Genomic DNA, 13,670 nt, shown 5'->3' on the forward strand with positions numbered 1-13,670 from the left:
CTTACCCATTTTCATTACTTTTCGCTGACCCAATATACACCTGTTGGTTCGATAGCGAGAAACTCTCTATGTAATTCATCCAGTGTTTTTTGCGGTTCAAGATCGGTAAATCGTTCTGGGTAAAACCATTTGGCGAAAACTTGCGTCGCAATCACATTGTATGGAGAGTTATAGTAATTGTGCCAGATAGCATAATCTTGCTTATCTTTTATGGCTGATAACGAGCTAATCCCTTTACGTTCAGTTATTTTTTTCAGGCTTTCTTTCGCATCAGCTAATGAACTTTGCGCCCCTAATTGAACGCCTGCATCTTTACTTCCCGGTGCTTTTGCTCCAGATGCAATGTAAATATTTGGGTCCGCAGCAATGATTTTCTCTAAGTTCATCGTACCAAGCGCGCCCGGCAAAACGCCTTTAGCAATATTTTTACCACCCGCTAAATCAATAAAGTTCCCCATATTTCCATCGCCAGCGGTACCACAGCAATCTTCAAATGCTCCTGCACGTAACTCAATAAAAACACTTGGTTTTTTATCTTCTGGTATTTTAGAAGTAATATCAGTGACTAATTTTTGGTTTCTTTCATAAAAATCGACATATTTATTTGCTGCCTGTTCGCGGTTTAACGCTTTACCAAGTAAACGCATACTTGGTAATGTGTTTTCCAGTGGTTTATCACGGAAATCCACAAATACAACAGGCACGCCGGCTTTCTCAAGCTGGTTAACTAATTCACTGTTTTTACCCGGCCCATGGCCTGACAAACCAAAAATCGCAATATCAGGGTTTAGGGTTAATACTTTTTCTGAACTGACGCTATCTGCGCTGGTATTACCAATCAGTGGAATATTGTCAATTTCAGGGAATTTAGCTTTATAAACAGCGTAGGTTTGAGGGTCTAGTTTTCGAAGGTCACCTTGCCAACCGACAATTCGGTCAATAGGTTTATCACCTTCCAGCAGAGCTATTGCACTAAACAGGCGCCCTTCACCTAATAAAATGCGATTAACATTATCAGGAACCTCAACAGTACGGCCTGCAATATCAGTCACTGTTGCAGCCCAAGCGCTCATACTGGCACTTGCTAATAACGCTAAACCTATTCCTTTTACTACCGACCTAGCTACAGACTTCTTGGCTACCGACGACATAGTATTAAGCTCCACTATTAACCTCATTGACTTACCTTTTTTTTATGCGGTAACAATAAAGCAAATAAGAATACTTATCAATACGATTATTAGTTTAATCATGACTTTCATCAATGGAATTCTGTGACCATTATCGTAAAGCCAAACATTCAGCCTATTTTACCGCCAAAATGCAGGTTTGTTGCGCTATATATAAAAAAACAGCACCCTATAAAGAGTGCTGTTTTTTATGATAGATATTCTAAGAATATTATTTATCTAAATTTTCTCGGTAACTTGGAAAGCTCATATCTTTATAGCGAATAAACGTTGTTTTCTTCACTATCTTATAACCAAACCAAATTGCTAAAAACAGCGGAATTCCAATATAAGTTGCCGTAACCCCTACCCAATCAATTTTATCTTCTAAAAAGGCTTGGTAGTTTTGGCCTAATGTAATTGTTAAACACAAAATAAAGGCAAAAATAGGACCAATTGGGAAGAAACCTGAACGATAAGGTAAGTCATTAAGATCTTTCCCTTGTGCAATATAGCCTCTACGGAAACGATAATGGCTAATTGCAATACCTAACCAAGCAATAAACCCTGTCATCCCCGATGTATTTAATAGCCACAAGTACACCGTCTGGTTTCCAAACATGGAACTCAAGAAACATAAGCCCGCAATAACCGTCGTTGCTAACAACGCATAACGAGGTACGCCACCTTTAGATAAACGAGCGAAAATACGTGGTGCTTTACCTTCACGCGCTAAGGTATACAACATACGCGTTGATGCGTACATACCCGAGTTACCTGCCGATAATACTGCCGTTAAGATAACCGCATTCATCACCGCAGCAGCAGATAATAAACCTGCATTTTCAAATACTAAAGTGAATGGACTCACACTAATATCTTTTACATCATTACGCAGTAAGCTTGGATCAGTATAAGGAATGATCAAACTAATAATTAAGATTGCAAAGATATAGAATAACAATATCCGCCAAAATACTTTGCGTACTGCTTTGGGAATATTTTTGGCAGGATCTTTCGATTCCCCCGCAGCAATACCGATTAATTCAGTTCCTTGGAATGAGAACCCAACTATCATTGCCACGCCAATCATTGCTGAAAAACCACCCGCAAAAGGTGCATCACCAATTTCCCAGTTATGCCACCCGGCATTTTCCGCACCGCTCATGATGCCAAAAATCATTAATACGCCAACAACAATAAAAATAACGACTGTGGTGACTTTTATTAATGAGAACCAGTATTCCGCCTCACCAAACCCTTTCACAGAGATGAAATTCAGTAAGAAAATAATCGCAAGGAAAATAGCGCTCCAAATCCAACCTGGGGTATCTGGGAACCAATAGGTCATCACCAATTGAGCAGCAACTAAGTCAACTGCAATTGTTACAGCCCAGTTGTACCAGTAGTTCCACCCTAGTGCGAAACCAAAACCTTCATCGACATATTTTGCACCATAGGTTGCAAATGAGCCTGAGACAGGCATATAAGCGGCTAATTCACCTAAACTGGTCATTAAAAAATAGACCATTAAGCCAATGATAGCATAAGAAAGGAGTGCTCCACCGGGGCCTGCTTGTGCAACCGTTGCACCAGATGCAACGAATAAACCGGTACCGATAGATCCACCGATAGCAATCATCGCAAGATGGCGCGCCTTTAACTCACGGCGTAGTCTTTGTGGGCCGCCCTGCGAGATAGTATTGGTATGTTGTTCTGACATTTGTTCCCTGTATTTTATTATTCAGCTAATATCGCATGGATTCTAGCAAAATAGACTGTGAGAACTAAGCAACTCTTCACTGTTATAAGATACCTTCATAATTCATACAAAATTATAAGTAAAACGCGTTATCTCAAAAAATTCAGTATACCCTCTTAATAAGAGGACGACGTCTTATTCTCTTTATCGTGTCAGTAGCGGCAAATGTGACTGTTCAAGGCACATAAAAAGTGCAGCCAACAACACGATAGCCTGTCACAAGTGCAACACATTCACTGCAATCCTCTATAGCTTTTAGCGTGTCGCTAGGCGGCAATTGAGACTATCCAAGGAGCATACATTAGTATGTGACTTGGGTCGTCGATTGCAGCCAACAACGCGATAGCCTGTCACAAGTGCAACACATTCACTGCAATCCTCTATAGCTTTTAGCGTGTCGCTAGGCGGCAATTGAGACTATCCAAGGAGCATACATTAGTATGTGACTTGGGTCGTCGATTGCAGCCAACAACGCGACAGGTTAAAAGATGACGAGGATTTTTAATTACAGTAAGACAGAAGATTAGTAATCGCACTCGAAATATGCTTTTGACGGTGATAAATCAAATATAGCGTTCTTTCTAAATGAAGGTCGTCTATTTTTAATTCGACTAGAGAGCCATTTTCTAATTGTTCTTCGATCACTCGACGTGATAAACAGCTTATACCTATCCCGTAACGAACTGCATGCTTGATAGCTTCTGAATTTCCTAGCTCCATCAAAATATGAAAGCCCGGAAGATGTGCAAATAATAGTTGGTCAAGGACATCCCGTGTACCTGACCCCCTTTCACGCAAAATCCAAGGCGCGTCACGCAAATCTTTTAAAGAGACTTTTTTATTCGCTAATGGGTTTTGGGGGGAAACAAAAATAACGAGCTCATCTTTTAACCATGCTTTAGAAATTAATTCAGGGCTATGACAAACACCTTCAATTAACCCAACATCCGCCCTAAATTCCATGACTGCCTTAATAATTTCTTCTGTATTACTAATAAAAAGCTCTAAAGGAATATCAGGGTGGTCATGACGATACCCCGCTAAGACTTCGGGTAAAATATAATTACCAATCGTTGTACTGGCAGCAAGACGCACGGCGCCCATCTCTTTTTTAAAGAGTTGCTCAACTTCTAACCCTTGCTCTAATAACGCTAACGCTTTTGGATATAAAAGTCTTCCGTGCTCATTAGTAACAAGTCGTTTACCCACACGGTCAAATAATTGAACGCCTAATTGACCTTCTAAATCCGTTAGCGACGCACTGACTGCAGATTGTGAAAGCGCTAATAACTGAGATGCTTGCGTCGTGGAGCCACTCTTTAATACTTCCGTAAAAACCTCAAGTTGCCTAAGTGTAATTCGCATAAAGGTAAGCCCCAACGTGATTTTTAGTATTTGTAATAATAATGTTAATATTAACGATTTATTTGCAATATTCCAGAAGAAACTTTCTAATCTATTTTAGTGGTAGATTATATGAAGACAATCAATTTAAATTATTATTGATTTTGTTATATCCTTATTACTAAATCTTATAAGCGGTAATAAAGAGCATTATCATGAATAAAAGTGACACCAGCACCCTTGAGCGGAATAACCTAAATCCTATATTAAAACTGATACCCGGTATTATTTTAGCTGGTATTCTGACTGCTATTGCAATTTACCTAGGTGACCAACCTTGGTTTATGGATATCGGCTTAGGTGCATTAACCCTCGCAATCTTATTAGGAATTATTGTAGGGAATACTTTTTACCCCGTAGCCAGTCAATCTTGTGATGTCGGCATTAAATTTGCTAAGCACTATTTTCTCCGTGCGGGTATAATTTTGTATGGTTTTCGCCTTACTTTCCAACAAATTACGGATGTAGGTGCTACAGGGGTTATCATTGATGCCTTAACATTAACCTCAACTTTTTTATTAGCATATTGGCTAGGTAAAAAAGTGTTCGGTCTTGATGAAGAAACCACGTTATTGATTGGTGCAGGTAGTAGCATTTGTGGCGCAGCCGCAGTCATGGCTACTGAACCCGTGGTGAAAGCTTCTGCAAGTAAAGTTGCAGTTGCCGTATCAACGGTTGTTATCTTTGGGACTATTTGTATTTTTGTTTATCCTTGGATTTACCAGTTAAATGCGCACTTTGGCTGGTTTCCTGCAACAGAAGAAACTTTTGGGATTTATATCGGTTCAACAGTACATGAAGTTGCACAGGTTGTTGCAGCAGGCCACACTATTGGTACTGACGCAGAAAATGCCTCTGTCATCGCCAAAATGATCCGTGTAATGATGCTTGCGCCTTTTTTGATTATTTTATCGGCTTTCTTAAGCCGTAAAACAGCCGCAAACCAAACAACAAACACTCAGAAAAGTAAAATTACGATTCCTTGGTTCGCCGTATTTTTTATTGTTGTCGCAGGTTTCAATTCACTCAATTTACTGCCCCATGTATTCGTACAACAAATCATAGCCTTGGATACGATTTTACTGGCTATGGCAATGGTTGCTTTAGGGTTAACTACCCATGTTAGTGCTATTCGCCAAGCGGGTATTAAGCCATTACTGATGGCACTTATCCTGTTTGTTTGGTTGATTGTCGGTGGGCTCTTAATTAACATACTGATTCAAAGCATTTTTTAGCATATATTCTCCTCACTTTTAGCCACCTCAATGGGTGGCTTTTTTGTTGATTTCATTTATTTGCTTATTAATGGCATACTCCAACAAAAAGGAGTCAAAAATGAAATATATTGGAGCACATGTCAGCGCCTCTGGTGGGGTTGACCAAGCTGTTATTCGCGCACATGAAATCAATGCAACCGCTTTTGCGTTGTTCACAAAAAATCAGCGCCAATGGAAAGCTGCGCCACTAAGCGAAGACGTAATTAAGAAATTTAAAGATAACTGCAAAAAATATGGGTACGGTAAACACCAAATCCTTCCTCATGACAGCTATTTGATCAATTTAGGTCACCCCGAATTTGAGGCTCTAGAGAAATCTCGTGTCGCTTTTATCGATGAAATGCAGCGTTGTGAACAATTAGGTATTGATTTACTTAACTTTCACCCCGGTAGTCATTTAAAGAAAATTGAGATTGACGATTGTTTAGCTCGCATTGCTGAATCTATTAATATTGCGCTTGCTGAGACCGAAGGCGTGACCGCTGTAATTGAAAACACGGCGGGACAAGGCACTAACTTAGGCTTTGACTTTACGCATCTTGCAAAAATTATTGAACGGGTGAAAGATAAAAGCCGTGTAGGCGTTTGTATTGATACTTGCCACGCATTTGCCGCAGGTTATGACTTACGCACAGCCGAAGATTGTGACAACACATTTAGCCAATTTGCAGATATTGTTGGTTTTGAGTTTCTAAAGGGAATGCACCTTAATGATGCTAAAAGTGAATTTGCCAGTCGTGTTGACCGCCACCATAGTTTAGGTGAAGGGAATATTGGTTTTGTTCCATTCACGTATATTATGCAAGATAGCCGTTTCGATGGTATCCCCTTGATTTTAGAAACCATTAATCCCGATATTTGGCCGCAAGAAATTGCATGGTTGAAAGCACAGCAAAGTAGCTAATTATTGGCTTTCTAATATAACAACCCCCGCATTATCATGTGGGGGTTGTTTGAAATTCATTAACTATAACGATTTCATTTCAATTTTTGCCATCATATCCGCTAATTTGTTTCTATTTTTTAAACCGACATCTGGCTGAGAAACGGATAGTGCAGAAATTGCGGTCGCCATACGTAACGTATGCTCGCTGGACTCACCATTGAGTAACCCATAAGCTAGCCCTGCTACCATCGAGTCACCAGCCCCAACCGTGCTTATCACTTCACAATGTGGCGGTTTCGCCAGCCAAGAACCCGAAGCATTAACCCACAGAGCCCCTTCTTCTCCTAATGAAATAACAACATGAGAAATTCCTTTGTCTCTTAACTCATGCGCTGCGGCTACAACATCTTGTAAATCTGGCAGTTTTCGGCCAACCCAACTTTCTAATTCATGACGATTAGGTTTTACTAGCCATGGTGACGCTTTCAAACCTGCCTTTAAGGCTTCTCGGCTACTATCGAAAATAATACATGGGCATAATTGGCGAAGGCGAGTCATCCAACGAGTGAATTCTTCTGGGTCAATACCACTTGGTAAACTTCCGCTGACAACGACCATATCGAAATGGCCTAACCAATTAAGTGATTCGGTAGAGAAACGGTTCCAATCTTCTTTACTGACCTCAAAGCCTGAAAAGTTAAAATCCGTTGACTCCCCATTATTTTCCGTGAGTTTCACGTTAATCCGTGTACGCCCTGGCACCATACTAAAACGGTTCGCCATGCCATTTTCACTGAAAAAATGTTGAAACTCTTCTTGGTTATCCTTTCCCATAAAACCACTAACAGTGATATCAATACCTAAGTCACGGAGCACTTTTGCGACATTGACACCTTTACCACCCGCGTTGAGGCTAGCGGTTTTGACTAAATTGACTTCACCAACTTCGATAGTAGAGCATAAGCCCACAAGGTCGTAAGCAGGATTTAATGTAATTGTAGCAACCCGGCGAGTCATAACCACTAATCTCCCTTATCATGATTATCGTGTCTTTAAATTTAATTATAGTTATAACATTAAAGCATATTGTTTTCAGTGATATTTGTACTTTTTCCTGCTTGTTTTTCTACAAGATTATGTCAGGATCAGCGCGCTGAAAAATAAAATAATAAGGAGAATATATGTCTCAGCATACTCACGTCGTCGCTGGTGTTGGTGTTCTAATCACTAATAAACAGGGGCAAATTTTGATGGGCAAACGCAGTAGTAAACATGCGCCCTATTGGTCCATTTTCGGGGGACATGTGGACCCTGGTGAGTCCTTTGAAGATTGTGCCATTCGCGAAATAAAAGAAGAAATTGGTATTGATATCCAAGCTCCGACTGTTTTTGGTATCAGCAATAATTTACAGACTTATCAACAAGAAGGTAAACATACCGTTTCTATTTGTATGCATGTTGAATATAACGGTGAGGTTGAGCCTCGAATTATGGAAGCAGATAAATGTGAAAACTTAATGTGGGTTTCACCTGATAAGCTCCCAGAGCCTCATTTTGAAGCTAGCCGCAATGCTGTTGACCTCTGGCTTACACAACGTTTCTATCACCACAAAGCCTAATCAAGTGTAAACGTACAACATCCTCTTTTTGTACGTTTATCATCCATCCCTTTCTAATTACTCATTTTTCCCTATTTTATTCCATTTACGATATTTACAATACTGCACTCTTACCGTATCATTTAGCTAGTACAGTGAAACGATATATTTAGGAGCCACCATGGCTATTGATGGAACAACACAACAAAAAAATCCTTCTATATTAGGAGGTGCGATGATCATTGCCGGTACTGCGGTGGGTGCGGGTATGTTTTCAATTCCTATGGTGACCTCCGGCGTATGGTTCACAGGCTCTGTCATACTGTTAATTTATACCTTTATTTGCATGTTACTTTCTGGGTTAATGATTTTAGAAGCCAATATGAATTACCCAGCTGGCGCCAGTTTCCATACTATGGTCAAAGACTTATTAGGCACGACATGGAATTCTATTAACAGTTTATCCGTTACTTTTGTGCTTTATATTCTTACTTATGCCTATATTTCTGCAGGAAGCTCTATCATCACCGCGAATTTGTCAGAAAAAATACAAATACCACAAGCGGGTGCAGGCTTTATTTTTGCATTTATTGTGGCTTTTTTTGTGTGGCTTTCTACTCGTGCTGTCGATAGGTTAAGTACCATTTTAATTGGCGGGATGGTCATCACCTTTATTATGTCAATCGGTGGAATGATTTCAACCGCATCACCAGCTATCCTATTCAACCAAACTGAGCATGGTGAAAGCCAATATCTTCCTTATGCCTTAGCCGCATTACCCTATTTATTAACCTCATTTGGTTATCACGGTAATGTTCCTGGATTAGTTAAATATTATAATAAAGATAGCCGTAGTGTTGTTAAGAGCCTAGTTTATGGGGCTACCATTACCGTTGTTATCTATATTTTGTGGCAGTATGCGATCCAAGGAAATATTCCAAGAACGTCATTTATTGAAATCAGAGAAAATGGCAACAATATTGATGCATTACTGGCTCAAATGAATATTTCTACCCAGAGCAGCTTTATATCTCAATTTTTGAACCTGTTTTCTTATATGGCTCTAGCGAGTTCTTTCTTAGGCGTGTCTTTAGGGTTATTTGATTTTATTGCTGATTTTTTCAAATTTGCAGATAGCAAATTTGGGCGCCTTAAATCTGTCTTAGTCACTTTTTTACCACCAACAATACTCGCACTGATTTTTCCTAATGGGTTTATTTATGCGATTGGTTTTGCAGGGTTGGCAGCTACTATTTGGGCAGTCATTGTCCCTGCGCTGATGGCGAAAGCAAGTCGTAAACGTTACCCTAACAACAGCTACAAAGCACCAGGTGGGAGCTTTATTATTGGCTTTGTGATCCTCTTTGGATTAATTAATGCGGTTGCTCATTTATTGTCACTATCTGGCTTACTACCTATTTATTAACCCTTTCAGTGTGGATATCGCCCTCTGGTTATATCCACACTGATATGTCACCTAAAAATTTTTCACTGAAAATTGACTTCAGCATCTTGCCTAATTCTTTATCTGCGAGTAATTTTGTCGCACTCTTTTTGACAACCCTAAAGAAGGTTATTTATGGCCAAGGCCAACGAAATCAAACGTGGTTTAGCAATTAACTACAATGGCAAATTATTACTTGTAAAAGACATTGATATTCAAGCACCTAGTGCTCGTGGAGCGAGTACATTATATAAAATGCGCTTTACTGATATCAAAACGGGCCAGAAAGTTGAAGAGCGTTTCAAAGGCGATGATATTTTAGAAACAATTTCCCTAACCCGTCGTGGAGTGAGCTTTTCTTATATTGATGGTGATGAATATGTCTTTATGGACAATGAAGACTATACTCCCTACCTTTTCAAAAAAGCCGATATTGAAGAAGAATTACTTTTCATTCCTGAAGAAGGGTTACCAGGAATGCAAGTGTTAACAATGGATGGGCAAGTTCTTGCTTTAGAGTTACCGCAAACGGTTGATATGGTCATTATTGAGACAACCCCAGCAATTAAAGGGGCTTCGGCTAGCGCACGAACTAAGCCTGCAACGATGGCTACAGGGTTAACAGTTCAAGTTCCTGAATATTTAACAACCGGTGAAAAAATTCGTATTCATATCGCTGAGCGTCGTTATATGGGCCGTTGTGATTAATTTCTGCTTTTGATTTGAAAGAAATAAGCCTTTATATGCCTATGAATTTATTGTTCATAGGCATATGTCATTAAAATTAAACATTGCATACCTTCTCATCTTAGTTTGCTATATTCAATTTGTGTTCGTCTCAAAATTAATCGTATTTTATTGTGTAAATACCTAGGGTTTTATCTTTATTAATCCAGTTGAATTGTTGAGTACCTTTTTGATTCGGAAGCAACATTTCTTGATTCTTTAGTTTACGAATATCTGCAGATGCGGTTTCCAATTTACCACTATCATTCCAGCATTTGGTTTCTACTTTATTCGCATTGGCTTCGACAATACAAGGCGCTGCTACAATAGCTCCAGTAAATCGAATAACGCCTGTATTGCTGCGTTTTACCTCACTGTTTTCAGATGCAAATACTGAAAAGCTTGAGTTCAATGCTGTTACTGCTAAAAAAGCCATTACCATTTTTTTTACTGAGCTATTCATAACGAAATTCCCGTTTAAAATTATGTTATCGTCACTTCCTGTAATTTATTTACAGTTAAAGTATTTATTTGGCTGAATTGCCTGAGGACGACATACTAATTCCAAAGGGATATTAATAATTTCATTTATAGCCGTAGTTTTTTATTTTTTGTTTTATTATTTATCAAAACAAAATATATGACTTGCCTCACACTTAATTAACCACACAAAATGCAACACTTTATAAATATAATCTATTAGCATTGGTCAATTAATTTATAAAAATCGTCGCTATGCCATTTTAGGTATATCTATATATCAAACACCTTAAACTTGTTAAAAAAAGTGTTTATTATCATGAATATGAACTTAGATAAAAAAATTTTATTACCTTCTGAAAACTTGATCGCATCAGGCAGGCAACGTGCTTGTTATCAGCATCCTGAGTATAATCACCTATGCGTAAAAGTTCATTTAAGTGGGCGAGATGATAAAGAAACATTAAGAGAGGTTCGCTATTATAAACGCTTGTATAAAAGGAATCTTACCGTAAAAACGATTTCTCATTACTATGGCACCCAGCAAACTGATCGGGGGCTAGGGTACGTATTCCAATTAATCAAAGATAAGACAGGAAATGTTTCAAATACTTTAGATTATTATCTAAAAAATAAACAAGTTTTTTTGAAACATAAAAGAAACATGAAAATTGCTTATGAGCAATTTAAAAAGAACATATACAAAGAGGCTATTACCACGATGGCGCTCAAAACTTATAACATCGTTTATCAACTAGGCTATAAACCTTATGGTCAATTTATTATTATAGATAACCTTGGCTCATCTAACCTAATCCCCATTGATTATTTCTCAACTAGAATTGCTCGTTCCACCCTAAATCGCCGGTTTGCTGATTTCGAACAACGACTTTATCGTGACTATAATCTTAAGATATAGACACATTCCTCGCCCCCTATTTTGCTGTCACCATTAAATATCTAGTTATATTGACGTATTATTAGAGTTGCTCTAACAATACATTGGTTATGAATGGTTATGGTAGAATGCTACTCACTAGTCGATATTAATATTGTGGAGAATTGCTAATAAATACAACCAAAAAATACTGATATACATACAGTGCTTTTATTTTTTAAATTATTTTCTGAGCGTTTTTTATTCTAATGGACTTTCTTAACAAAAATTAAGCTGTTTATTTGAGTACAAACACACTCCCTCTAAATAAAAACTTAAACTTCTTTACACTTCTAGTTTGAAAACTCCTTAATTATGCAAATTCACTGAAATAACACATAGAAAAGTGTGATTTAGTTCATATTTTACTAGTTAAAAATACCATCTTTATAAGTAATATCCTTCATTGTAGACAATTGTCACATAAACCAATGGCAAATAGGCACTTTTATCTAATGTTTTGTAAATTTCACCCCTATTAACTCGCCATTTTGCTTTTGTTTATGTATGCTCTTAAAGGTTTGATTTGGTACTACTACGATGCTGAATCTTCTAAACAAAAAAATGTAAAGAATGTCTTAGTAAATTTAGTAAATATTGATATATCTCCTATACTCAATAAGTCACTAAATATGACTAGTACACTCGAAGTTTAGTGGTACTACGATAAACACTTTCTGCGAAAAACACAGTTTTGCCATCTATAATGCGTTTTTCACAGGGATAAGTTTAGTTTTTTTGTGTCTTTTTACACAATAAAGTACTAAAAAGAAAAATGGTAAGGGATATATATAAGAATGCTAACCTCTGAAAAACTTAAGCGCTATGCTTGGCGCATTGTTCCGGCAATTGCAATCGCCGTAACGCTCACAGCATGTACCAACCCAAAGTCAGCTAAAAACACACAATATACTGCTAAATCAGATACTCGTATGCTAAATGGTTCTGCGGGTGACTCGCTGACGATGGCATCTCAAGATGAATTCGAAGAGTTAGTACAAAGTGTTGATACCAAATCTAAAATAATGGATCAATACGCAAGCTGGAAAGGCGTAGCTTATCGTCTTGGTGGCACAACAAAGAAAGGTGTTGATTGCTCAAGTTTCGTACAGAGAACATTTCTTGAACAATTTGGTGTTGAACTCCCTCGTACGACCTCTGAACAAGAATCCTCCGGCAAAAGCGTAAAACGTAATAATCTAAAAGTCGGTGATATTGTTTTATTTAGAACAGGCCGTACTATGAAGCATGTTGGCATTTATATTGGTGACCAAAAATTTGTCCATGCATCAACCAGTAGTGGTGTTATCGTTTCTGAAATGACTAACTCATACTGGAGCAAAAGATATTATGCCAGCAGGCGCATTATTAATGGCTCATAAGTTTTTATAATATCCTATATCCCTTCCCAATAAAAAAGCTTCCATTTGATGGAAGCTTTTTTATTGGGAATTTTTTGACTAAACTTAGTGATAGCTATTTGATTTTTAGATAAAAAACAACTAAAACACCAAGCCCACCTCGCGATAATACTCATTCAAAAACAAGCTTTAAACACGTAACCGAATAAAACCTGTAACTAAAATAATAATAAATAATCAAGCCACTATAACAACTAATAAAATATTAAATATACTCAAAACTAAGCACTATAAAAACCAGAAGAAAGTTCTGCAATAGCAACGCCAGAGGCTTTTAAACGGCACATAGCTGCCAACTCATCATTAGCATGAATAAATAGGCAAATTTCTTTTTGCCACTCCAAGATCGCGTTGGCAATCTGCATATCTGATAATGATTCAGACAATTGTTGCATTGCAATACAATCTGTCGCACAGTCATGGCTAAGTAATTTCAGCCCCACAAGCTTATCGCTATCGGCATCATTCATAGGTACAACTTCAACATCCGTACCTATTTTGCCTGATAACCAGCGGTAGCTTTGCGGTAGCCTGTGCACCACCGAAAGACCTAATTTTTCCACAAA

Annotated in this window: 13 protein-coding genes; 7 read left to right on the forward strand and 6 right to left on the reverse strand. The window is 38.1% G+C overall.

The window, feature by feature from the left end:
* Window positions 1-14: 14 nt before the first annotated feature.
* The 3 genes from M1F25_RS12925 to yieE form a co-directional block, all read right to left on the reverse strand.
* Window positions 15-1,151 carry an ABC transporter substrate-binding protein gene (locus M1F25_RS12925; RefSeq protein ID WP_172974367.1) on the reverse strand — a complete coding sequence of 379 codons (1,137 nt, stop codon included), beginning with the start codon at window positions 1,149-1,151 and terminating at the stop codon, window positions 15-17.
* Window positions 1,152-1,401: 250 nt separating this feature from the next.
* Window positions 1,402-2,892 carry an amino acid permease gene (locus tag M1F25_RS12930; protein WP_004253146.1) on the reverse strand — a complete coding sequence of 497 codons (1,491 nt, stop codon included), beginning with the start codon at window positions 2,890-2,892 and terminating at the stop codon, window positions 1,402-1,404.
* Between the two features lie 540 nt (window positions 2,893-3,432).
* Complete coding sequence (gene yieE, locus M1F25_RS12935) at window positions 3,433-4,296, reverse strand: DNA-binding transcriptional regulator YeiE (protein ID WP_004253145.1); 864 nt, start codon at window positions 4,294-4,296, stop codon at window positions 3,433-3,435.
* A 194-nt stretch (window positions 4,297-4,490) separates the two neighbouring features.
* Between yieE and M1F25_RS12940 the strand changes: the two genes are divergently transcribed.
* Both M1F25_RS12940 and nfo read left to right on the forward strand, forming a co-directional pair.
* Window positions 4,491-5,570: a YeiH family protein gene (locus M1F25_RS12940; protein WP_181488088.1), complete on the forward strand. Its 1,080-nt coding sequence runs from the start codon at window positions 4,491-4,493 to the stop codon at window positions 5,568-5,570.
* 100 nt (window positions 5,571-5,670) lie between these two features.
* Window positions 5,671-6,516, forward strand: coding sequence for a deoxyribonuclease IV (gene nfo / locus M1F25_RS12945; RefSeq protein WP_036957604.1), 846 nt, complete (start codon window positions 5,671-5,673; stop codon window positions 6,514-6,516).
* Window positions 6,517-6,579: 63 nt separating this feature from the next.
* Here the strand turns inward: nfo and fruK are convergent, their stop codons facing one another.
* Window positions 6,580-7,515, reverse strand: a complete 936-nt coding sequence (gene fruK / locus M1F25_RS12950) for a 1-phosphofructokinase (RefSeq protein ID WP_004253135.1) — start codon at window positions 7,513-7,515, stop codon at window positions 6,580-6,582.
* A gap of 164 nt (window positions 7,516-7,679) precedes the next feature.
* On the opposite strand from fruK, the gene M1F25_RS12955 reads away from it, so the two are divergent.
* From M1F25_RS12955 to yeiP, 3 genes are all read left to right on the forward strand, one after another.
* A complete protein-coding gene (locus M1F25_RS12955) occupies window positions 7,680-8,117 on the forward strand; it encodes a nucleotide triphosphate diphosphatase NUDT15 (RefSeq protein WP_096863847.1) in 438 nt (145 codons plus the stop codon).
* Between the two features lie 160 nt (window positions 8,118-8,277).
* Window positions 8,278-9,522: a tryptophan permease gene (mtr, locus tag M1F25_RS12960; RefSeq protein ID WP_144140207.1), complete on the forward strand. Its 1,245-nt coding sequence runs from the start codon at window positions 8,278-8,280 to the stop codon at window positions 9,520-9,522.
* Window positions 9,523-9,675: 153 nt separating this feature from the next.
* Window positions 9,676-10,248, forward strand: coding sequence for an elongation factor P-like protein YeiP (gene yeiP / locus M1F25_RS12965; RefSeq protein WP_004253124.1), 573 nt, complete (start codon window positions 9,676-9,678; stop codon window positions 10,246-10,248).
* 136 nt (window positions 10,249-10,384) lie between these two features.
* Here the strand turns inward: yeiP and M1F25_RS12970 are convergent, their stop codons facing one another.
* On the reverse strand, window positions 10,385-10,729 hold the full coding sequence (locus M1F25_RS12970) for a hypothetical protein (RefSeq protein WP_004253122.1): 345 nt from the start codon (window positions 10,727-10,729) through the stop codon (window positions 10,385-10,387).
* Window positions 10,730-11,065: 336 nt separating this feature from the next.
* Between M1F25_RS12970 and M1F25_RS12975 the strand changes: the two genes are divergently transcribed.
* Together M1F25_RS12975 and mepS are read left to right on the forward strand one after the other, a co-directional pair.
* Window positions 11,066-11,665, forward strand: a complete 600-nt coding sequence (locus tag M1F25_RS12975) for a YrbL family protein (RefSeq protein WP_094960616.1) — start codon at window positions 11,066-11,068, stop codon at window positions 11,663-11,665.
* An 815-nt stretch (window positions 11,666-12,480) separates the two neighbouring features.
* Window positions 12,481-13,065: a bifunctional murein DD-endopeptidase/murein LD-carboxypeptidase gene (gene mepS / locus M1F25_RS12980; RefSeq protein WP_181488090.1), complete on the forward strand. Its 585-nt coding sequence runs from the start codon at window positions 12,481-12,483 to the stop codon at window positions 13,063-13,065.
* Between the two features lie 260 nt (window positions 13,066-13,325).
* Here the strand turns inward: mepS and M1F25_RS12985 are convergent, their stop codons facing one another.
* The gene (locus M1F25_RS12985) at window positions 13,326-13,667 is read right to left on the reverse strand and encodes a hypothetical protein (RefSeq protein ID WP_004260080.1); all 342 of its coding nucleotides are present in this window, start codon (window positions 13,665-13,667) and stop codon (window positions 13,326-13,328) included.
* Window positions 13,668-13,670: the final 3 nt, after the last annotated feature.

Origin of the sequence: Providencia sp. PROV109, assembly GCF_033681625.1 — a bacterium.
GTDB lineage: Bacteria > Pseudomonadota > Gammaproteobacteria > Enterobacterales > Enterobacteriaceae > Providencia > Providencia hangzhouensis.

What these genes read in the sequence shown, in the direction of transcription:
- mtr (WP_144140207.1), top strand. Translation starts at nt 8,278, where the DNA reads ATGGCTATTGATGGAACAACACAACAAAAAAATCCTTCTATATTAGGA.
- M1F25_RS12955 (WP_096863847.1), top strand. Translation starts at nt 7,680, where the DNA reads ATGTCTCAGCATACTCACGTCGTCGCTGGTGTTGGTGTTCTAATCACT.
- fruK (WP_004253135.1), bottom strand. Translation starts at nt 7,515, where the DNA reads ATGACTCGCCGGGTTGCTACAATTACATTAAATCCTGCTTACGACCTT.
- M1F25_RS12930 (WP_004253146.1), bottom strand. Translation starts at nt 2,892, where the DNA reads ATGTCAGAACAACATACCAATACTATCTCGCAGGGCGGCCCACAAAGA.
- M1F25_RS12940 (WP_181488088.1), top strand. Translation starts at nt 4,491, where the DNA reads ATGAATAAAAGTGACACCAGCACCCTTGAGCGGAATAACCTAAATCCT.
- M1F25_RS12975 (WP_094960616.1), top strand. Translation starts at nt 11,066, where the DNA reads ATGAATATGAACTTAGATAAAAAAATTTTATTACCTTCTGAAAACTTG.
- mepS (WP_181488090.1), top strand. Translation starts at nt 12,481, where the DNA reads ATGCTAACCTCTGAAAAACTTAAGCGCTATGCTTGGCGCATTGTTCCG.
- M1F25_RS12970 (WP_004253122.1), bottom strand. Translation starts at nt 10,729, where the DNA reads ATGAATAGCTCAGTAAAAAAAATGGTAATGGCTTTTTTAGCAGTAACA.
- yeiP (WP_004253124.1), top strand. Translation starts at nt 9,676, where the DNA reads ATGGCCAAGGCCAACGAAATCAAACGTGGTTTAGCAATTAACTACAAT.
- yieE (WP_004253145.1), bottom strand. Translation starts at nt 4,296, where the DNA reads ATGCGAATTACACTTAGGCAACTTGAGGTTTTTACGGAAGTATTAAAG.
- M1F25_RS12925 (WP_172974367.1), bottom strand. Translation starts at nt 1,151, where the DNA reads ATGTCGTCGGTAGCCAAGAAGTCTGTAGCTAGGTCGGTAGTAAAAGGA.
- nfo (WP_036957604.1), top strand. Translation starts at nt 5,671, where the DNA reads ATGAAATATATTGGAGCACATGTCAGCGCCTCTGGTGGGGTTGACCAA.